This window comes from Streptoverticillium olivoreticuli subsp. olivoreticuli (assembly GCF_003391135.1).
GTDB lineage: Bacteria > Actinomycetota > Actinomycetes > Streptomycetales > Streptomycetaceae > Streptomyces > Streptomyces blastmyceticus.
Genome location: NZ_CP031455.1, coordinates 3,277,650 through 3,297,704 on the forward strand (window position 1 = coordinate 3,277,650; position 20,055 = coordinate 3,297,704).

The 20,055-nt window shown below is 72.7% G+C and carries 19 protein-coding genes; 12 read left to right on the forward strand and 7 right to left on the reverse strand.

Annotated elements, in window-relative coordinates:
- Window positions 1-10: 10 nt before the first annotated feature.
- The gene (locus DXZ73_RS13900) at window positions 11-1,549 is read left to right on the forward strand and encodes a hypothetical protein (protein ID WP_116211311.1); all 1,539 of its coding nucleotides are present in this window, start codon (window positions 11-13) and stop codon (window positions 1,547-1,549) included.
- Window positions 1,550-1,640: 91 nt separating this feature from the next.
- Here DXZ73_RS13900 and erpA read toward each other — a convergent pair whose 3' ends face one another.
- Entirely contained in the window at window positions 1,641-1,997 is a 357-nt protein-coding gene (gene erpA, locus DXZ73_RS13905; RefSeq protein WP_116215606.1) for an iron-sulfur cluster insertion protein ErpA, read from the reverse strand.
- Between the two features lie 245 nt (window positions 1,998-2,242).
- On the opposite strand from erpA, the gene nadA reads away from it, so the two are divergent.
- Window positions 2,243-3,421, forward strand: coding sequence for a quinolinate synthase NadA (gene nadA / locus DXZ73_RS13910; protein ID WP_116211312.1), 1,179 nt, complete (start codon window positions 2,243-2,245; stop codon window positions 3,419-3,421).
- Between the two features lie 153 nt (window positions 3,422-3,574).
- Here nadA and DXZ73_RS13915 read toward each other — a convergent pair whose 3' ends face one another.
- The 4 genes from DXZ73_RS13915 to DXZ73_RS13930 form a co-directional block, all read right to left on the reverse strand.
- Window positions 3,575-4,276 carry a response regulator gene (locus tag DXZ73_RS13915; RefSeq protein ID WP_116211313.1) on the reverse strand — a complete coding sequence of 234 codons (702 nt, stop codon included), beginning with the start codon at window positions 4,274-4,276 and terminating at the stop codon, window positions 3,575-3,577.
- Window positions 4,277-4,281: 5 nt separating this feature from the next.
- On the reverse strand, window positions 4,282-5,577 hold the full coding sequence (locus DXZ73_RS13920) for a sensor histidine kinase (protein WP_116211314.1): 1,296 nt from the start codon (window positions 5,575-5,577) through the stop codon (window positions 4,282-4,284).
- Between the two features lie 162 nt (window positions 5,578-5,739).
- Entirely contained in the window at window positions 5,740-6,018 is a 279-nt protein-coding gene (gene pspAA, locus DXZ73_RS13925) for a PspA-associated protein PspAA (RefSeq protein ID WP_116211315.1), read from the reverse strand.
- A 52-nt stretch (window positions 6,019-6,070) separates the two neighbouring features.
- Entirely contained in the window at window positions 6,071-6,868 is a 798-nt protein-coding gene (locus DXZ73_RS13930) for a PspA/IM30 family protein (RefSeq protein ID WP_116211316.1), read from the reverse strand.
- 281 nt (window positions 6,869-7,149) lie between these two features.
- Here DXZ73_RS13930 and DXZ73_RS13935 point away from each other — a divergent pair, with 281 nt between their 5' ends.
- The 3 genes from DXZ73_RS13935 (at window position 7,150) to DXZ73_RS13945 (ending at window position 9,794) form a co-directional block, all read left to right on the forward strand.
- Entirely contained in the window at window positions 7,150-7,752 is a 603-nt protein-coding gene (locus tag DXZ73_RS13935) for a DUF3043 domain-containing protein (protein ID WP_116215607.1), read from the forward strand.
- 92 nt (window positions 7,753-7,844) lie between these two features.
- Window positions 7,845-8,552 (forward strand): class I SAM-dependent methyltransferase, encoded by a 708-nt coding sequence (locus DXZ73_RS13940; protein ID WP_116211317.1) that lies wholly within the window; start codon window positions 7,845-7,847, stop codon window positions 8,550-8,552.
- Between the two features lie 171 nt (window positions 8,553-8,723).
- Entirely contained in the window at window positions 8,724-9,794 is a 1,071-nt protein-coding gene (locus tag DXZ73_RS13945; RefSeq protein WP_116211318.1) for a S1C family serine protease, read from the forward strand.
- 54 nt (window positions 9,795-9,848) lie between these two features.
- Here the strand turns inward: DXZ73_RS13945 and DXZ73_RS13950 are convergent, their stop codons facing one another.
- The gene (locus DXZ73_RS13950) at window positions 9,849-10,058 is read right to left on the reverse strand and encodes a hypothetical protein (RefSeq protein WP_116211319.1); all 210 of its coding nucleotides are present in this window, start codon (window positions 10,056-10,058) and stop codon (window positions 9,849-9,851) included.
- Between the two features lie 117 nt (window positions 10,059-10,175).
- Between DXZ73_RS13950 and DXZ73_RS13955 the strand changes: the two genes are divergently transcribed.
- From DXZ73_RS13955 to DXZ73_RS38795, 4 genes are all read left to right on the forward strand, one after another.
- The gene (locus tag DXZ73_RS13955) at window positions 10,176-11,369 is read left to right on the forward strand and encodes a bifunctional adenosylcobinamide kinase/adenosylcobinamide-phosphate guanylyltransferase (RefSeq protein WP_116211320.1); all 1,194 of its coding nucleotides are present in this window, start codon (window positions 10,176-10,178) and stop codon (window positions 11,367-11,369) included.
- A gap of 78 nt (window positions 11,370-11,447) precedes the next feature.
- Window positions 11,448-12,494 (forward strand): nicotinate-nucleotide--dimethylbenzimidazole phosphoribosyltransferase, encoded by a 1,047-nt coding sequence (gene cobT, locus DXZ73_RS13960; protein ID WP_116211321.1) that lies wholly within the window; start codon window positions 11,448-11,450, stop codon window positions 12,492-12,494.
- A 74-nt stretch (window positions 12,495-12,568) separates the two neighbouring features.
- Entirely contained in the window at window positions 12,569-14,338 is a 1,770-nt protein-coding gene (locus DXZ73_RS13965; RefSeq protein ID WP_116211322.1) for a phosphatidylglycerol lysyltransferase domain-containing protein, read from the forward strand.
- On the forward strand, window positions 14,335-15,054 hold the full coding sequence (locus tag DXZ73_RS38795; RefSeq protein WP_205519167.1) for a hypothetical protein: 720 nt from the start codon (window positions 14,335-14,337) through the stop codon (window positions 15,052-15,054). Before DXZ73_RS13965 ends, DXZ73_RS38795 begins: the two co-directional genes overlap by 4 nt.
- Here DXZ73_RS38795 and DXZ73_RS13975 read toward each other — a convergent pair.
- The gene (locus DXZ73_RS13975) at window positions 15,021-15,758 is read right to left on the reverse strand and encodes a hypothetical protein (RefSeq protein ID WP_116211323.1); all 738 of its coding nucleotides are present in this window, start codon (window positions 15,756-15,758) and stop codon (window positions 15,021-15,023) included. The genes DXZ73_RS38795 and DXZ73_RS13975 overlap by 34 nt on opposite strands.
- A gap of 71 nt (window positions 15,759-15,829) precedes the next feature.
- Here DXZ73_RS13975 and DXZ73_RS13980 point away from each other — a divergent pair, with 71 nt between their 5' ends.
- The 3 genes from DXZ73_RS13980 to lpdA all read left to right on the forward strand — a co-directional run bounded on the left by DXZ73_RS13980 (window position 15,830) and on the right by lpdA (window position 20,014).
- Window positions 15,830-16,627 carry an adenosylcobinamide-GDP ribazoletransferase gene (locus tag DXZ73_RS13980; RefSeq protein ID WP_116211324.1) on the forward strand — a complete coding sequence of 266 codons (798 nt, stop codon included), beginning with the start codon at window positions 15,830-15,832 and terminating at the stop codon, window positions 16,625-16,627.
- A gap of 172 nt (window positions 16,628-16,799) precedes the next feature.
- Window positions 16,800-18,326 carry a leucyl aminopeptidase gene (locus tag DXZ73_RS13985; RefSeq protein WP_116211325.1) on the forward strand — a complete coding sequence of 509 codons (1,527 nt, stop codon included), beginning with the start codon at window positions 16,800-16,802 and terminating at the stop codon, window positions 18,324-18,326.
- 299 nt (window positions 18,327-18,625) lie between these two features.
- Window positions 18,626-20,014 (forward strand): dihydrolipoyl dehydrogenase, encoded by a 1,389-nt coding sequence (lpdA, locus tag DXZ73_RS13990; RefSeq protein WP_162890161.1) that lies wholly within the window; start codon window positions 18,626-18,628, stop codon window positions 20,012-20,014.
- Window positions 20,015-20,055 lie beyond the last annotated feature (41 nt).

The window sequence follows — 20,055 nt, forward strand, 5'->3', positions numbered from 1 at the left end:
GAGCGATGTGGTGAGCACCGAGGGCGGCACGCCGGACAGCAACGCCGATCGCACCCCGGACCCCAAGGGGCGGCGGAAGCATCCGCGGCTGGCGGTGGCGTCGGTCGCGGCGGCGGTGCTGCTGGCCGGTGGCGGAGGCGCGTACTGGGCCTCGACCGCGGCGGACGGGGACTCCAAGGCGTCCGGCGGGCCGGGCGGTGACGGCCCTCCCCCGCCTCTGGTGCTGGACGGCTATCGCGCGGGCGGCGGTTCCTCGCAGGGCATCGCGGTGGGTGAGCCGGATCCCCACGGCGTGCGCTACCGGGCGGAGGGCCAACTGCCGGACGGGCCACGGAAGGCGGCGGTCTACGCGCCCGGCGGCCAGGTGGGCGCGGACGAGGTGGCGTCGCTGGCCAAGGCCCTGTCGGTGCAGGGCGCGCCCCGGCTCGAGCAGGGCGTCTGGCGGGTGGGCGGCGCGCCGGGTTCCGACGAGCCGGTGCTCCAGGTGAAGCAACAGGGGCCGGGCGACTGGTCGTTCTCGCGGTACGGCGCGCCGGGCGGCGGCTGTGTGCACCCGCCGGGCTCGGGCCCGGAGAAGGGCCCCGACAAGGGCCTGGACAAGGGTCTCGTCTCCCCCGCCATGAACTGCCCGCAGTACCGGGGCATCGCGCCGGGTGACGCGCGGGCGGTGACGCAGGAGAAGGCGAAGAACGCGGCCGCGCCCGTGCTGAAGGCCCTCGGCCAGTCCGACGCGAAGCTCGACGCGCACCAGACCTTCGGGGCGGTGCGGGCCGTCCGTGCCGACCCGGTGGTGGACGGCACGCCGACGTACGGGCGGCAGACGACGCTGGAGGTCGCCTCGGACGCCCAACTGGTCAAGGGCGCCGGTCAGTTGCAGGCTCCGGTGAAGGGTGCCGAGTATCCGCTGGTCAACGCGACCGACGCGCTGAAGGAGCTCAACAGGCACAGCGGCCCCGGGCAGCCGGTCGCCATCGGCGGCTGCGCGAGTGCCGTGCCCGCCGCCCCGGACGCGTCCGCGCCCTGCCCCCCGGAGTCCGTCAAGGCGGGCGGGGAGCCGGCGGTGGTGCGCAGCGCGTCGTTCGCGCTCGCCCAGCTGTATGTGCGGGGGCGGGAGACGCTGGTGCCGTCGTGGGTCTTCCAGGTGCGGATGACGGGGGCGACGGATCAGGAGGCCACGGTGCCGGTCGTCCAGCCCGCGGTGGACCCGAAGTTCCTCGCGGCGCCGTCCGCCGCGCCCTCGGCGCCGTCCGGCGCACCGGCGACGGGCAGCCCCAAGTCGACGCCCGCGCGGGTGTACTCGTACGACCAGGACGGCAGGAAGCTCGTGCTGCACTTCTGGGGCGGGATGTGCGACACCTATGCGGCCTCCGCCGAGCAGTCCTCGGCGGCGGTGACGGTGAAGGTCGTCGGCACGGAGAAGCAGCCCGGCCGGATGTGCGTGATGATGGCGGAGCGCTTCGACAAGACCGTGACACTGGACCGGCCGCTGGACGGCCGGAAGGTCGTGGACGCGGTCACGGGTGACCCGGTACCGGCCGCCCAGGGGTAGTGGCGGGCGGGAGAACGCCGAAGGCGGCGCCCCCTTGGAGGGGGCGCCGCCTTCGCGCGTCGTTCCGGGCCGTGCCGAGCGGCCGGTCCGCTTAGCTGAAGGAGTCGCCGCAGGCGCAGGAGCCCGTGGCGTTGGGGTTGTCGATCGTGAAGCCCTGCTTCTCGATGGTGTCGACGAAGTCGATGGAGGCGCCGCCCAGGTACGGGGCGCTCATGCGGTCGGTGACGACCTTGACACCGTCGAAGTCCTTGACGACATCGCCGTCGAGCGAGCGCTCGTCGAAGAAGAGCTGGTAGCGCAGACCGGAGCAGCCACCGGGCTGGACGGCCACGCGCAGGGCGAGGTCCTCACGGCCTTCCTGCTCCAGCAGGGTCTTGACCTTGGCGGCCGCGGCGTCGGACAGGAGGATGCCGTCGCTCACAGTGGTCTTCTCGTCCTGAACGGACATCTGCTTCACTCCCGGGTTTCGTGCGGACTGCTTGCCCTCGGCTGCAACCGCCGGCCTCCCGGATTCATTCCGGGTCTGCCATGTCACTTCTCGCCTTTCATGCTCGCACACCACACGCCGGATCGGGAATGCGTCACATCGACACAATGGGCATCGTCAAACTGACGTGAAGCGGTTATGATAGATAGCGTCAAATTGACGACAAGGCCGTCAGGGCCGTCCGCAGAACAGAAAGGGTGCGTGTCGTGACCACCGCCCAACCCTTGGATGTCCAGCCCACCCCCCTCGCGCTCCTGCTGCTCGGCCGCGACGCCGACCCCAAGAGCGAACGCGGCGTGGAGTGCCCGGGCGACCTGCCGGCGCCGTCCGACCCGGACCTCGTCGAGCGCGCCCGTGCGGCCAAGGCCAGGCTCGGCGACAAGGTCTTCGTGCTGGGGCACCACTACCAGCGCGACGAGGTCATCGAGTTCGCGGACGTCACCGGGGACTCCTTCAAGCTCGCGCGCGACGCGGCCGCCCGGCCCGACGCCGAGTACATCGTCTTCTGCGGCGTGCACTTCATGGCCGAGTCCGCGGACATCCTCACCACCGACGCCCAGCAGGTCGTCCTGCCGGACCTGGCCGCCGGCTGCTCGATGGCCGACATGGCCACCGCCGAGCAGGTCGCGGAGTGCTGGGACGTGCTGACCGAGGCGGGCGTCGCCGAGGCCACCGTCCCCGTCTCGTATATGAACTCCTCCGCCGACATCAAGGCCTTCACCGGCAAGCACGGCGGCACGATCTGCACCTCCTCCAACGCCGAACGCGCCCTGACCTGGGCCTTCGAGCAGGGCGAGAAGGTCCTCTTCCTCCCCGACCAGCACCTCGGCCGCAACACGGCCGTCCGTGACCTCGGCATGTCCCTGGACGACTGCGTCGTCTACAACCCGCACCGGCCGAACGGCGGGCTGACCGCCGAGCAGCTGCGGGCCGCGAAGATGATCCTGTGGCGCGGGCACTGCTCCGTGCACGGCCGCTTCTCGCTGGACTCCGTGCGCGACGTGCGCGAGCGCATACCGGGCGTCAATGTGCTGGTGCACCCCGAGTGCAAGCACGAGGTCGTGGCGGCGGCGGACTACGTCGGCTCGACGGAGTACATCATCAAGACGCTGGAGGCCGCCCCGGCCGGCTCCAAGTGGGCCATCGGCACGGAGCTCAACCTCGTACGGCGCCTGGCGAACCGTTTCGCCGATGAGGGCAAGGAGATCGTCTTCCTCGACAAGACGGTCTGCTTCTGCTCCACGATGAACCGGATCGACCTGCCGCATCTGGTCTGGGCGCTGGAGTCCCTGGCGGACGGCAAGGTCGTGAACCGCATCGAGGTCGACGCGGAGGTCGCGGCCTTCTCGAAGCTGGCGCTCGAGCGGATGCTCGCGCTGCCGTAGGGAGCGGTTTTCGGGGTCCGGATGCGGGTCCGTTGCACGGGGCTCCGCCCCGGACCCCGAAGCACGCTTCGCGCGCTGTCCTCAAACTCCCCCAGCCACCTCCCCCAGAGGTGCCCCCACGGGCTGAATTTGCGTACCCCGAAGGTCTGGGAACTACTCCGCCCTCGGGCGCACCAAGCCCGACTCGTAGGCGATGACCACCAGTTGGGCCCGGTCGCGCGCGCTCAACTTCGCCATCGCCCGGTTCACATGCGTCTTCACCGTCAGCGGGCTGACAGCGAGCCGCTCGCCTATCTCGTCGTTCGACAAGCCTCCGGCAACCTGCACCAGGACCTCGCGCTCACGCCCCGTGAGAGCGCCCAGCCGGGTCGCGGCCCGGTCCTCGTCGTGCGGCGCGGGGTCGCCCTGCGCCAGGAACTTCGCGATGAGCCCCTTCGTCGCGGCCGGTGACAGCAGCGACTCCCCCGCCCTGGTGATCCGGATCGCGGACAGCAGTTCCTCCGGCTCCGCGCCCTTGCCGAGGAAGCCGGAGGCGCCCGCGCGCAGCGACTGCACCACGTACTCGTCGACCTCGAAGGTCGTCAGCATCACCACCCGCACCTCCGAGAGGGCGGGATCGGAGCAGATCGCGCGCGTGGCCGCGAGGCCGTCCGTGCCGGGCATCCGGATGTCCATCAGGACGACGTCCGGGAGGTGGCGGCGGGCGAGCTCGACGGCCTCCGTGCCGTCGGCGGCCTCCCCCACCACGGTCATGTCGGGCTCGGAGTTCACCAGCACCCGGAAGGCGCTGCGCAACAGCGCCTGGTCGTCGGCGAGGAGGACTCGTATGCGTTCTGCGGGCGGCTCGTCAGGCATGGCCCTCAGCCTAGGCGCGGTTCCCCCGCCGTACCGCCGCCGAGCGGCAGTACGACCCGGACCCGGAATCCGGGGGTGCCGTCGCGGGGGCCCGCCTCGCAGGTGCCGCCCAGGGCGCAGGCGCGTTCGTTCATGCCGATCAGACCGTGACCGCCGGGGGCGCCGTCGGGCCGGCCCGGTTCCGGGGGCGGGTCGCCGCCATCGTCAAGGACAGTGACGAGGAGGGCGTCCGGGCCGCGTACGAGGGTGACCGCGGCGTGGGCGGCGGGTCCCGCGTGCTTCTGGACGTTGGTCAGGGCCTCCTGGAGCACGCGGTACGCGGCCAGGTCGACGGCGGCGGGCAGCTTGCCGACGACGGCGGCCGCCCCCGCCGCGTCCGTCCCGGGGCCGGGGCCGCCGGGGAGCTCCGAGGCCGTGCCGACGTCGACGCGCAGGCCCGCGCGGGCGAAGCCGTCGACGAGGTGGCCGAGCGAGGCGAGGCCGGGGGCCGGTTCCGTGGGGGCCTCGGGGTCGCCGTACTGCCGCAGCAGGCCGACCGTGGCGCGCAGCTCCGCGAGGGCCGAGCGGCTGGCCTCGCGGACGTGCGCGAGGGCCTCCTTCGCCTGGTCGGGGCGGCTGTCCATGATGTGCGAGGCCACCCCCGCCTGGACGTTGACGAGGGCGATGTGGTGGGCGACGACGTCGTGGAGCTCGCGGGCGATCCGCAGCCGTTCCTCGGCGACGCGGCGGCGGGCCTCCTCCTCGCGGGTGCGCTCGGCCCGTACGGCCCGCTCCTCGATCGCCGCGATATAGGCGCGGCGGCTGCGGACGGCGTCGCCCGCGGCGGCGGCCAGGCCGGTCCAGGCGAGGAGGCCGAGGTTCTCCTGCGAATACCAGGGCGGCACCCCGGAGAGCATGACGATGCCCGCGAGCAGGGCGACGGTGAGCGCGGCGATACGCCAGGCGGCGGGGCGCTCGGTGCGCGACGCGACGGTGTAGAGGGCCACGACGACGGCCATCGCGATCTGGGTGCGCGGGAGGTCGTCACGGCCCGCGACGACCTCGACGAGCGTCAGCGCGGAGGTGGCGCAGAGCACCGTCCGCGGGACCACACGGCGCGCCACGAGGCAGGCGCAGGCCAGGGCGCTCAGCAGGACGAAGCCGAGACCCGGCGGGGGCAGGGTGCCGGAGCGGCGGTTGACGACCGAGCCGATGAGGACGGTCGCGAAGGTGGCGGCGGCCAGCAGCGAGTCGGCGGCGAGCGGGTGGGCCCGCAGCCAGCCGCGGGGGCGGGCCAGACCGGTGACGGCGAGAGAGGTCATCGGGTCCCATCGGGAGGGGCCTCGCGGCACCACCGCGCCACCGGGGCGCGCCGGGGAGGCGGCGGAGGCAGCCGCGCCCCCGCCCCACAGGGGGCGGGGGCGCCGCGGGTGCTGGAGTGTGCGGGGGCCGGCCGGGGCGCGGCCGGCGGTCGGTCCGCGGTGTCAGCCGGGGATGAGGCCGTCGTCGCTCAGCATCTCCCTGACCTCCTCGAGAGAGGCGTCGGGCGAGGGGAGGATGAGCTCGGAGGGCTCCAGCGCGTCGTCGGGCAGGGGGGTGCCGAGGCTGCGCACGGCGTCGAGCAGCGAGCCGAGGGTGCGGCGGAAGCCTTCCTCGTCACCGCTCTCCATCTCCGCGAGCAGCTCGTCGTCAAGCCTGTTCAGCTCGGTGAAGTGGCTGTCGGCCAGCTTCACCTGTCCTTCCCCCATGATCCGCACGATCATGACGGTCTCCCTCGGTCCGGTGCCTGCTGGCTCACTGCCGATCACTACCCGGTCACTGCTTGTCGAAGCGCGGCCGGTCCTGCGGCTGCGCCTGGTGCGCCTGCCCGCCCGTGCCGCCCTCGATGGCCTGCTGCGTGCCGCTGGTGCCACCCGCGAGCTCGGCCTTCATCCGCTGGAGCTCCAGCTCCACGTCCGAGCCGCCGGAGAGGCGGTCCAGCTCGGCGGTGATGTCGTCCTTGGCGGTGCCGGTGGGGTCGTCGAGGGCTCCGGAGGCGAGCAGCTCGTCGATGGCGCCGGCGCGGGCCTGCATCTGCTGCGTCTTGTCCTCGGCCCGCTGGATGGCCATGCCGACGTCGCCCATCTCCTCGGAGATGCCGGAGAAGGCCTCGCCGATGCGGGTCTGGGCCTGGGCGGCGGTGTAGGTGGCCTTGATGGTCTCCTTCTTGGTGCGGAAGGCGTCGACCTTGGCCTGGAGTCGCTGCGCGGCGAGCGTCAGCTTCTCCTCCTCGCCCTGGAGCGTGGTGTGCTGCGTCTCCAGGTCGCTGACCTGCTGCTGCAGCGCGGCACGGCGGGAGAGCGCCTCACGCGCCAGGTCCTCGCGGCCGAGGGCGAGCGCCTTGCGGCCCTGGTCCTCCAGCTTCGTGGACTGGCCCTGGAGCTGGTTGAGCTGGAGCTCCAGGCGCTTGCGGGAGGTGGCGACGTCGGCCACTCCGCGGCGCACCTTCTGCAGCAGCTCGAGCTGCTTCTGGTACGAGTAGTCGAGGGTCTCGCGCGGGTCCTCGGCCCGGTCCAGGGCCTTGTTGGCCTTCGCGCGGAAAATCATTCCCATACGCTTCATGACACCGCTCATGGGCCTCGGGCGCCCCCTTCTGACGGACTACGAACTCCAGCACATCTTTCAGAACCCACAGTACGGGGCCTGCTTCCATTACCGCACTGTTCGGGCCCCGATGCGCTCCTCCTCCAGGACGATCAGCAGATCACCCTTCTCCGGCGCAAGGAGTACGGGGACACCGGGGAACCGGGGGGTGCGCCGCACCCCGCTCCCGTACGGTGAACGCGCCGCCGTTGCCGGATCGTTCCCCCGTGCGGCTGGGGGCCCGCCGCCCGCACCCCGTACCCTTGGGTTTCGTGTTCCGAAGCCGTTCCACTTCCAAGGATGAGCAGGCCGCAGCCGCCAAGGCGACCGCGGACCGGTCTCAGCAGCCCCGTGACCCGCAGGCCCCGAAGGGCCGCCCGACCCCCAAGCGCAGCGAGGCCTCCTCGCAGCGCCGCAGTCTGGCCAGCACGCCGACCAACCGCAAGGACGCCTCCAAGCGCGCCCGCGAGGCCCGTCGCGTGGACCTGGCCAAGCAGCGCGAGGCCCTCGCCAACGGGGACGAGCGATACCTGCCGGCCCGCGACAAGGGCCCGATCCGCCGCTTCGCGCGCGACTTCGTGGACGCGCGGTATTCGGTGGCGGAGTTCTTCCTCCCCCTCGCCGTGGTCATCCTCGTCCTGAGCATGATCAACCGCGGCTCCTTCCAGGCGTACGTGCTGCTCGCGTGGATGGTCGTCATCGCCCTGATCGTCATCAACTCCGTGATCACGGGCATCACCCTCAAGCGCGCCCTCAAGCAGCGCTTCCCGAGCGAGAACCTGCGCGGCGCGGTGCCCTACGGCCTGATGCGCACGCTCCAGATCCGCCGGCTGCGACTGCCCAAGCCCATGGTCAAGCGCGGGGAAAAGCCCTGACCGGTGCCGCCCTCGCGGCCGGTTTCGGCGGTGGCGCCGACGCCTGGCTACGAGGGCTCGGGGGGGTACGGAACACCGTCCGCCAGGAGCTGGTGGCGCGCCAGCTCGACGAGCAGATAGCGGCCCGCTTCCCGGTGGGCCGCCGGCTGCGCGTCCTCGACGTCGGCCTCGGCCAGGGCACCCAGGCGCTGCGGCTGGCCCGCGCCGGTCACGAGGTGACCGGCCTGGAGTCCGACCCGCGGATGGTGGCCGCCGTCCGCCACTCGCTGACCACGGAGCCCGAGGGCATCCAGGAGCGGGTGCGGATCATCGAGGGCGACGGCCGGGACGCCGGCGCGCACTTCCTGCCCGGCGCCTTCGACGTCGTCCTGTGCCACGGCGTCCTGATGTACGTGCCGGAGCCGGACCCGATGCTCGCCGGGCTGGCCCGGGTGCTCGCGCCCGGCGGCCTGCTGTCCCTGGTCGTGCGGAACGCCGACGCGCTGGCGATGCGGCCCGGTCTGGCCGGTGACTGGGAGACCGCGCTGGCGGCCTTCGACTCGCCCGCCTACACCAACCGCATCGGCCTCGACGTGCGCGCGGACCGGCTGGAGAACCTGACCGCGACCCTCGCGGGCATCGGGGCGCCGCTCCACGCGTGGTACGGCGTGCGGGTGTTCACCGACCAGGCGGGCGACGCGGACGGGCCGCCGTCCGGCGCGGAACTCCACCGGCTGCTGACGGCGGAGGACCGGGCGGGCCGGACCGACCCCTACCGGGCGGTCGCGGCGCTGCTCCACCTCTGCGGCGTGCGGGGCTGAGACCCCCGGCCGGCACGCCGCTCTCCGCCCCGCCGTTCCCGCGCGGGGCGGAAGGCCCTTCCGGGCACCGCTGACTGTTCATCGGTGCCCGCCGTTCCCGCGCGCGGGGCGGAAGGCCACCGATGCCTCACCGGCCGGGACAGGCGGCGGCACGGACGTGATACTCCGGATATGGACGGTTCACGTGCCCGCAGCCTGATCGTCACGGTCTGCGCCGCTGTTCTCCTCGGCGGGTGCTCCGGCGTGCACCACTCGGCCGCCCCGGCCCCTTCGACCGGATCCACCGCTTCCACCGGCTCCCCCGTGGCCGCCGGGTCCGCCGGGGACCTCCAGGCCGCGTACGAGAAGGTCGTCAAGGACGTCCTGCCCTCCGTCGTGCAGATCACCACCGGCGAGGGCCTCGGCTCCGGCGTCGTCTACGACGACAAGGGGCACGTCGTCACCAACGCGCACGTCGTCGGCGACGCCACCGCCTTCAAGGTCACCCTGGCCACCGGCGGCGACGCCGTCGGCGCGCGGCTCGTGTCGAGCTACCCCGACCAGGACCTCGCCGTCGTCCAGCTCGACAGCGTGCCCAAGAACCTCAAGCCCGCCACGCTCGGCGACTCCGCCAAGGTCGAGGTCGGCCAGATCGTGCTGGCCATGGGCAATCCGCTGGGCCTGTCCAGCAGCGTCACCCAGGGCATCGTCTCGGCCGTGGGCCGTACGGTCAGCGAGGGCCGCAGCGGCGGAGGCACCGGCGCGACCATCGCCAACATGGTGCAGACGTCGGCGGCCATCAACCCCGGCAACAGCGGCGGCGCCCTCGTCAACCTCGCCGGTCAGGTCATCGGCATCCCGACGCTCGCGGCCACCGACCCGGAGCTGGGACAGGGCGCCGCGCCCGGCATCGGCTTCGCGATCCCCGCCGCGACGGTGCACACCATCGCCGGTCAGATCATCAAGAGCGGCAAGGTCGTCGAATCCGGCCGCGCCGCGCTGGACATCACCGCGCGGACGATCGTGGGCCAGGACTTCACGCCGGCCGGGGTCGCGGTGGTCTCCGTGGGGGCGGGCGGGGCCGCCGACAAAGCGGGCCTGAAGGCGGGCGACATCATCACCCGGCTGAACAAGGACCCCATCACGACCATGCAGTCCCTGACCGTGGCGCTCGCGGGCCTCAAGCCGGGCGACCGCGCCGAGGTGACGTACGACCGGGACGGCTCGGAGCACACGGCGACCGTGGCACTGGGCGAGATGTGAGCACGGCCCGGCACCCGTGACGGGTGCCGGGCCGGCCCGGAGCGGGGGCCGCGGTCAGCTGTCCACCGCGGCGCGCAGGCTCATCCTGTAGATCTCCGTGCCGTCCTCGAACAGCGTGACCTGTTCCGCGCCCCCGTCGAGGAGCTCCTTCCAGACCTCACCGATCCAGGACTCCGCGTCGCCCTGCGTGCTGAAGTCCTCCGGCTCCACCGCGGGCGACGTCTCCGTCCCGTCGGCCTTCTCGAACCGCCACACCCACGCCATGTCCGCCTCCTGGGACTCGGATACGCCGAACCGTGCAGCGCAGCCTAACGGCCCGCGCCCGACAAGAAAGGGTGAGCCCGGCGCGCCCGTGGTCCGCGGACGCGAGACGATCAGGGCGTGGAACTCACTCTGCTCGGCACCGGAGCCCCCGACGGGCTGCCGCGCCCCGGCTGCCCCTGCGCGTCCTGCGCCACCGCCGTCGGCGACGACGCGCGGGCCGCGACCGCGCTGCTCGTCGACGGGGCGCTGCTCCTGGACCTCACCCCGGGCCCGGCCTTCGCGGCCGCGCGGGCGGGCCGGTCGATCGCCGGGGTACGGCAGGTGCTGCTCTCGCACCCGCACGACGGGCCGTCGGTCGAGTTCCCGGCGGGGCTGCCCGCCCCGGTGCGGGTGCCGGACGGGCGCGAGCTCTCGCTGATCAGCGGGCACCGGGTCCGGGCGATGGCCCTGGACTCCCCGGGCACCGGTTACGAGGTGACGGCCCCCGAGGGCGAGCGCCTGCTCTACCTGCCGCCGGGCGGCGCCCCGGCCGGCCCGGTCGGGGCGAAGCCGTACGACATGGTGCTGCTCGACGTCGTCGGGCGGCCCGACGCGCTCGCCCGGCTGCGCGGCGCGGGCGCGGTCGCCGCGACGACCGACGTGCTGGCCGTCCACCTCGACCACGACGTGCCGCCGGGCCGTGAGCTGCACCGGCGGCTGGCCGCCGCGGGCGCGCGGGCCGTGCCGGACGGCACGACCCTGGTCGTCGGCGACTACCACGCGGTGCCGGACCTGCCGCGCCGGACGCTGGTCCTGGGCGGTGCCAGGTCGGGCAAGTCGGTGGAGGCGGAGCGGCGGCTGGAGTCCTTCCCCGACGTGCTGTACGTGGCCACCGGCGGCACGCGGGAGGGCGACGCCGACTGGGCGGCCCGGGTGGCCCTCCACCGCGAGCGCCGGCCGGGTTCCTGGCGCACGGCGGAGACCTGCGACCTCGTCCCCCTGCTGACCGCCGACGGCCCTCCCCTGCTGATCGACTGCCTGTCGCTGTGGCTGACGGACGCGATGGACTCCGTCGGGGCGTGGGACGACGCGACGTGGTCGAACGGCGGCTCCGCCGCGCTCGCCGACCGGGTGGAAGCCCTGGTGGCGGCCCTGCGCGCGACGTCCCGCACGGTGGTGACCGTCAGCAACGAGGTCGGTTCGGGCGTCGTCCCCGCCACGTCCTCGGGCCGCCGTTTCCGCGACGCGCTGGGCCGCCTGAACACGGCGGTCGCCGGCGAGTGCGAGCACGTGGTGCTGGTGGTGGCGGGGCAGGCGCTCCCCCTGCGGTGACCCCGGCGCCGGCGGGCCCGGCGATGCCGGCCGACCGGAGCAGGGATACCCCTCGCCCTCACGGGTAGTGTTGCGCGGATGAGCGGTCTGAATCTTGATGACTTCGCCACCCTGATCGAGCGCCCCGACCCCGGCGTCCGCAGGGACGCCGAAGCGCGGCGGGAGCGCATGACGCCCCGCCCGGGTGCCCTGGGACGGCTGGACGAGCTCGGCGAGTGGCTCGCCGCGGCGCAGGGCTCCGTACCGGTCAAGCCGGTCGAGCAGGTCACGGCGCTGCTGTTCGCGGGCGACCACGGCGTCGCGGAGCTGGGTGTCTCGGCGGGCCCCGAGGGCGGTGCGCACGAGCTCGTACGGGCGACCCTGGACGGGCGGAACACCGCCGCGATCCTGGCGCGGCGGGCGGGCGCGCGGCTGCGCGTCGTCGACATGTCCGTGGACTGCGATCCGGACGGACTGCCCGAGGACGTCACGCGGCACCGTGTGCGCCGCGGCTCGGGCCGGATCGACGTCGAGGACGCGCTGACCGCCGAGGAGGCCGAGGCCGCGTTCCGCGCCGGGATGGCGATCGCCGACGAGGAGGCCGACTCGGGCACGGACCTGGTGGTCCTGGGCGACCTCAGCGTGGGCGGCACCACCGCGGCGGGCACCCTGATCGGCGCGCTGTGCGGCACGGACGCCTCCGTGGTCACCGGCCGGGGCGGCGCGGGCATCGACGACCTGGCGTGGATGCGCAAGTGCGCGGCGATCCGGGACGCGCTGCGCCGGGCCCGTCCGGTGCTGGGCGACCAGCTCGAGCTGCTGGCCGCGGTCGGCGGTGCCGACCTCACCGCGGCCACGGGTTTCCTGCTGCAGAGCGCGGTGCGCCGGACGCCGGTCATCCTCGACGGAGTGGTCTCGGCGGCGTGCGCGCTCGTGGCGCAGCGGGTGGCGTTCCGCGCGCCCGACTGGTGGCTGGCCGGGCAGTCGAGCGGCGATCCGGCCCAGGCGAAGGCGCTCGACAGGATGGCTCTCAACCCTTTGCTCGATCATGGCGTCACAGTGGGCGAGGGGACAGGAGCCCTGCTCGCCCTGCCACTGGTGCAGGCGGCCGCGGCCCTGGCGGCCGAACTCCCGGAGCGTGACTGACAGGCCCCTGTGCCCCGGGGGTCCGTCGAACGCCGGCAGTTCACCGCAGAAGGTGCCCCATATGCTCACTTTTCATGGGAGAAGCTCGCTTGACTCCGGATGAAGGAACGCCGACCGCCGGCACCTGGCCGCGGCGTTCCGCCGCTTTCGCCGTGTGGTACCTGCGCGTTGTCACGTTCGTCAATCTGCTCAGCGCGGTGTGGGTGTCGTTCGGCGCGGACATCCGGCGGCACAACGTCGACGAGTTCTTCACCCCCTATCTGCTGACGGCGGGCTTCGCGTCGGCGCTGTGGTCGTTCGTCATGGCGGTCACCCTGCGCCGGCGCAAGCGCGCCTCGTGGATCCTCAATCTGGTGCTGTCCGGGCTGTTCCTGGTGTTCATGGCGCTGCTCATGACCGACGGGCAGTTCAACCGGCACGGCCTGAACTGGTTCTCGCTGGTGATGACCGGTCTCTTCGTGGCCGCGCTGATCACCGGCCGCCGCGAGTTCTACGCCAAGGGCGACCGCTCCAACCCCAGGCTCGCCTCGCTCGTCGCGGCGGGCGGCCTGCTCGTCACCTCGCTGACCGCCGCGCTGCTGGTGACGGCGACCAACGAGGCCACCGACGCGTACCGCTCCACCTTCTGGGACCGCTGGCTGTACGGCTTCATGCGGCTGATCTCGATCTCCGTGGACGAGGAGCGCTATCCGGGCGTCTCCACGCCCAGCTGGGTGAACGTCTTCATCAACGTCATGAGCACGGCCCTGCTGCTGCTCGTGGTGTACGCGGCCTTCCGCGCCCGGCGGGCCACCGACCCGCTCACCGAGGGGGACGAGGAGCGGCTGCGCGCCCTGCTCGCCAGGCACGGCGACCGGGACTCGCTCGGCTATTTCGCGCTGCGCCGCGAGAAGAGCGTCATCTGGTCGCCCAGCGGCAAGGCGGCGGTGACCTACCGCGTGCTCGGCGGGGTCTCGCTGGCCTCCGGCGACCCCATCGGCGACCCCGAGGCCTGGCCCGGCGCCATCGAGCCGTGGCTGGCCGAGGCCCGCGAGCACGGCTGGGTGCCGGCCGTGATGGGCGCGGGCGAGGAGGCCGGGACCATCTACGCCCGGCACGGCCTGGACGCCCTGGAGATCGGCGACGAGGCCATCGTGGAGACCGCCGAGTTCACCCTCGACGGGCGCGCGATGCGGACCGTGCGCCAGGCCTACAACCGGGTGAAGCGCGCCGGTTACACGGTCACCGTCCGGCGCCACGAGGACATCCCCGAGGCGGAGATGGCCGAGCTGCTGCGGCGCGCCGACGACTGGCGCGACGGGGCGACCGAGCGCGGCTTCTCGATGGCGCTCGGCCGGCTGGGCGACCCGGGCGACGGCCGCTGCGTGATGCTGGAGTGCCACGACGGCGAGGGCGAGCTGCGGGCGCTGCTGAGCTTTGTGCCGTGGGGCCCCAAGGGCCTGTCCCTGGACCTGATGCGCCGCGACCGGGACTCCGAGAACGGCCTGATGGAGTTCATGGTCATCGAGCTGCTCCAGCAGGCCAAGGGGCTCGGCATCACCCAGGTGTCGCTGAACTTCGCGATGTTCCGGTCCGTCTTCGAGCGGGGCTCCCGGCTGGGCGCGGGCCCGGTGCTGCGCATCTGGCGCTCGCTGCTGAGCTTCTTCTCCCGCTGGTGGCAGATCGAGTCGCTCTACCGAGCAAATGCGAAATACCGCCCCATCTGGGAACCTCGTTTCATGCTGTTCGAAAAGAGCAGCGATCTGCTGCGGATCGGGATCGCGAGCGCCCGGGCCGAGGGCTTCCTGGAGGCCCCGGGGCTGCCCAAGTGGCTCAACCGCAAGCATCTGGAGAGCCCGCGATGAACCGCGCGGCGCTGCGTCGCGCCGCGTTCACCGAATGGGGTCCGCTCGTCGGCACCGTCCGGCGGGCACTCGTGCGCAAGCGGCTCCGCGCCATCCCGATGACGCTCACCGCCGTGGTCCTGACCTCGGTCTTCCAGCTGGTGCAGAACCAGCCCTGGGGCTTCGAGCCGGTGCAGAAGCTGGGGTCCGTACAGGCGCAGCTGCCCTGGTGGCTGGCGCTGCTGCGGACCCCGCTGTCGCTGTTCGTCCCCGCCCTGGACCTGCCGGTGTGGGGCGCGCTGGCGCAGCTCCTGCTGGTCTTCGGCATCGCGGAGATCTGCCTGGGCAAGTGGCGCACGCTGGCCGTCTCCTACCTCGCCACGCTCGCCGGGACGATGTACGCGCGGCTGGCCATCCACATCGGGCCGGACTCCGTCTTCGGGCTGCCGCCGGAGGCCGCCAAGGTCATCGACACCGGGCCCTCGGCGGCGGTCGTGGGGCTGGCGGTGTACGTCTCCTGGCGCTACCGGGCCTGGTTCACCTGCGGCACGGTGGTGCTCGCCATGGTGGCGGAGGCCGTGATCAAGCCGAATCTGGCGGGCAAGGAGCACATCGCGGCGGTCCTGGCGATGCTCGTGGTGTGCGTCGCCGACGAGGTGCGCAGGCGGGGCAAGCCCGGGCCCGACGCGTACGAGGAGGACGGTCAGCGGTCCGGGGCGCCCGCCAGCAGGTCGTGAAGGCGGTTGCGCACCGCCGCCCAGCGGGCGTCGTGGCGGTAGGCGCGCACCCGCGCCTTGCGGCGGGCCCGTGGCCGGTTGCGGTAGAACCGCCGCGCCCACGGTGACCCGGGCCGGGCCAGCCGCACCGCGCCGATCAGCGCCACCAGCGGCACGACACAGCCGATCACGGCGATCCGCGGCTTGCCCTTGGCGAGGGCGAAGAGGGCGATCAGGAAGTTGGCCACGAAGTTGGTCACCACGATGCTGCGGTTCTGGAGCTCGTCCGGGGTCAGCTCGTTCACGCCGAACGGCAGGAAGCCGGAGAGCACCAGCCCCACCAGCGCCGCCGTCATCACCACGACCTCGACGCTCTTGCGGCCCTGCTCCGTCCAGTACACGTCGTCCAGGTGCAGGACGAGCGCGAACTCGTCGAGCACCAGCCCGGCGCCGGTGCCGAAGAGCACGGCCGACACCGAGGCCCCGAAGCCGTGCCGGCCCTCCGCGACCGCCCCGAAGCCGCCGACGACCATCAGGACGATGCCGGGCACCACATGGTGCACATGCAGCCCGCCGGGCCTGATGTTGCGGAAGGGGCCCCGGCCCGCCCGGATCAGCCGGGTGATCACCCGGGTCACCAGGAACGTCAGGACGAAGGCGGTCAGCGCGAGCAGCAGGGGCAGTTTGCCCGGTTCGACAATGTTGCGCGCCAACCAGTGGTCCATGGATCTCCCGCTCCCGAACGCCTCTCACCAGCAAACCTACTGCCCTGAGGTGGCGGGATAGGGTGCCCGCGATGACCGACACGACTTCTGCCCGCGCGACCCCCGGCGAGGCCCTCCGGTTCGCCTTCGGCACCCTGACCGTCCTGCCCGTACGGGTCGCCCGCTGGGACCGGGCGGCGGCGCGCGGCGGCATGCTCGCGGCACCGCTCGCGGGGCTGGCCGTGGGTGTCTGCGCGGGCGCGGCGGGGCTGTTGTTCCTGCTGCTCGGCTCGGGCCCCGCGGTCGCTGCCGTGGCCACGGCCGCCGTGCCCGCGGTCCTCACCCGCGGCCTCCACCTGGACGGCCTCGCGGACGTCGCCGACGGCCTCGGCAGCGGCAAACCGGCCGAGGACGCGCTGCGCGTCATGAAGCAGTCCGACATCGGGCCGTTCGGCGTCGTCACCCTGCTGCTGACCCTCCTCGGCCAGGTGGCCGCCCTCGCCTCGCTCTACACCGCGGCCCCCGCGCGCGGCGCGCTCGCGGCCGCGGTGGCCGCGGTGGCCGCGCGCTGCTCCCTGACCCTCGCGTCCAGGTCCGGCGTCCCTGCGGCACGGCCGGAGGGGCTGGGCGCGGCCGTGGCGGGCGTCGTAAGGGTGCGGGCCGCGGTGGCGGCGGCGGGGCTCGTGATATGCGCGAGCGCGGCCGCCGGCCTGCCCACCGGCCCCTACGGCGCGCTGCGCACGGCGGTCGCGGTGGCGCTCGCCCTGACGGCCGGTGAACTGCTCCTGCGGCACTGCGTACGCCGCTTCGGCGGGGTCACGGGCGACGTCTTCGGCGCCCTGGCGGAGACGTCGGCGACGACGGCGCTGGTGGCACTGACGCTGGGCTAGCCGGCTTGTTCCCCACCCCGCCGCAGGCGTACCGGAACCAACGACCCGCACCCCGACCCCCAGTTACACCCAGGGGCACGGAGGGGAGAGAACAACCGACACATACGATGCGCAGGGTACGGTCGGCCCACCCATCGGCCGAGGAACTCAACGGAAGTAGGGACCCCACCCCGTGTCTGCTCTGACTCTCAGCACTTCCAGTGCGGCGACGCTCCGCGCGGACGCCATCGTCATCGGTGTGGCGAAGGGCCCCAAGGGCCCGATCGTCGCACCCGGCGCCGAAGCCGTGGACAAGGCGTTCGACGGCAAGCTCGCCGCCATCCTGGAGACCCTCGGCGCCACCGGCGGCGAGGGCGAGACGACCAAGCTCCCCGCCCCGTCCGGGCTGAAGGCCCCGGTCGTGCTGGCGGTCGGGCTGGGTGACGCCCCGGCCAAGGACGACGGCTACGGCCACGAGGCGCTCCGCCGCGCCGCGGGCTCCGCCGCCCGCGCGCTGACGGGCACCAAGAAGGCCGGCTTCGCCCTGCCGGTCGAGGACGCCGCGGCCGCCGCGGCCATCGCCGAGGGCGCGCTGCTCGGCTCGTACTCCTTCGCCCCCGTCGACGGCAGCCGGAAGAACGCCGACAAGTCCGACAGGAGCGCGCCCCTCGGCGAGGTCGCGCTGCTGGGCGCCAAGCCCCGCGACAAGGCGTTCAAGGCGGCCGCCGAGCGGGCGACCGCGCTGACCGAGGAGATCAACCGGGCCCGCGACCTGGTCAACCTCCCGCCGAACGACCTCACCCCGAAGGTCTTCGCCGCCACGGCCCAGGCCGCGGGCAAGGAGCACGGCCTCAAGGTCGAGGTGCTGGACGAGAAGGCGCTGCTCAAGGGCGGCTTCGGCGGCATCATGGGCGTCGGCCAGGGCTCCGCGAACCCGCCGCGCCTGGTGCGCATCGGCTACACCCACCCCAAGGCCGAGAAGACGATCGCGCTGGTCGGCAAGGGCATCACCTACGACTCGGGCGGCATCTCCCTCAAGGCGGCCGGCCACAACGAGACGATGAAGTGCGACATGGCCGGTGCCGCCGCCGTGTTCGCCGCGGTCGTGGCCGCGGCCCGGCTCGGGGTGCGGGTCAACGTGACCGGCTGGCTGGCCCTCGCCGAGAACATGCCGTCGGGCACCGCGACCCGCCCGGGCGACGTGCTGCGGATGTACGGCGGCAAGACCGTCGAGGTCCTCAACACCGACGCCGAGGGCCGTCTGGTCCTGGGCGACGCCCTGGCCCGCGCCTCGGAGGAGAACCCCGACGCGATCGTGGACGTCGCCACTCTGACGGGTGCCATGGTGCTCGCGCTCGGCAATCGCACGTTCGGTGTCATGAGCAACGACGACGCGTTCCGCACGTCGCTCTACGAGATCGCCGAGGAGGTCGGCGAGCAGGCGTGGCCGATGCCGCTCCCCGCCGAGCTGCGCAAGGCCATGGACACGCCCGTCGCCGACTTCGCCAACATGGGCGAGCGGATGGGCGGCGGCCTGGTCGCGGGCCTCTTCCTGAAGGAGTTCGTGGGCGAGGGCATCGCCTGGGCGCACCTGGACATCGCCGGTCCCGCGTACCACGAGAGCGCTCCCTTCGGCTACACCCCGAAGGGCGGCACGGGCTCCGCGATCCGCACCCTGGTCCGCCTGGCGGAGCACACCGCCGACGGCGACCTCGGCTGAGCCGGATCGGACCCGCGTACGAAATGTGCGGCCCCGAGCGTTTCGCCCGGGGCCGCCCGGCATTCGTTCGCCCGTAACGAAATCCACACCTCGTACGCGCGAGTAACCCCCGAAGGTGACGCATCAGTCTCTTCGGAGCCCCCGCCCGGCGTCCCGCCGTCCGTCAACAAGTGCGAAGATGTTGTCTCGGCAGGACAGGGCCCCATTGACCCAGGGCCGAAGCAAAAGCGGCCGAACAACAGCCGCCGCCCGGTCAGAGACGACCGGCTCCGGCGTATTCCATGCATGGAGGACGTGACGTGGCGAACGACGCCAGCACCGTTTTCGACCTAGTGATCCTCGGAGGCGGTAGCGGCGGTTACGCCGCTGCCCTGCGCGGAGCGCAGCTGGGTCTGGACGTCGCTCTGATCGAGAAGAACAAGCTCGGCGGCACCTGCCTGCACAACGGCTGCATCCCCACCAAGGCGCTGCTGCACGCCGGTGAGATCGCCGACCAGGCCCGCGAGGCCGCGCAGTTCGGTGTCAAGGCCACCTTCGAGGGCATCGACATCGCGGGCGTCCACAAGTACAAGGACGACGTGATCGCCGGCCTGTACAAGGGCCTCCAGGGTCTGGTCGCCTCCCGCAAGGTGACCTACATCGAGGGCGAGGGCCGCCTCTCCTCCCCGACCTCCGTGGACGTGAACGGCCGGCGCATCCAGGGCCGCCACATCCTGCTGGCGACCGGCTCCGTGCCGAAGTCGCTGCCGGGTCTGGAGATCGACGGCAACCGCATCATCTCCTCGGACCACGGTCTGACCCTGGACCGCGTGCCGAAGTCCGCGATCGTCCTGGGCGGCGGCGTCATCGGCGTCGAGTTCGCGTCCGCGTGGACGTCCTTCGGGACCGACGTCACGATCATCGAGGGCCTCAAGCACCTCGTCCCGGTCGAGGACGAGAACAGCTCCAAGCTGCTGGAGCGCGCCTTCCGCAAGCGCGGCATCAAGTTCAACCTCGGCACCTTCTTCCAGAAGGCGGAGTACACCGCCGACGGCGTGAAGGTCACCCTTGCGGACGGCAAGGAGTTCGAGGCCGAGATCCTGCTCGTCGCCATCGGCCGCGGCCCGGTCTCGCAGGGCCTGGGCTACGAGGAGCAGGGCGTCGCGATGGACCGCGGCTATGTCCTGGTCGACGAGTACATGCAGACCAACGTGCCGACCATCTCGGCCGTCGGCGACCTCGTCCCGACCCTCCAGCTCGCGCACGTCGGCTTCGCCGAGGGCATCCTGGTCGCGGAGCGACTGGCCGGTCTCAAGCCCGTGCCGATCGACTACGACGGTGTGCCCCGGGTGACGTACTGCCACCCCGAGGTCGCCTCCGTGGGCATCACCGAGGCCAAGGCCAAGGAGATCTACGGCGCGGACAAGGTCGTCGCCCTGAAGTACAACCTCGCGGGCAACGGCAAGAGCAAGATCCTCAAGACCGCGGGCGAGATCAAGCTCGTCCAGGTCAAGGACGGTGCCGTCGTCGGCGTCCACATGGTCGGCGACCGTATGGGTGAGCAGGTCGGCGAGGCCCAGCTGGTCTACAACTGGGAGGCGCTGCCGGCCGAGGTCGCGCAGCTCATCCACGCGCACCCGACGCAGAACGAGGCTCTCGGCGAGGCCCACCTGGCCCTGGCCGGAAAGCCGCTGCACGCGCACGACTAATTCCCGAGCGCACCACCATCCGCACTACTCGTAAGGAGCAA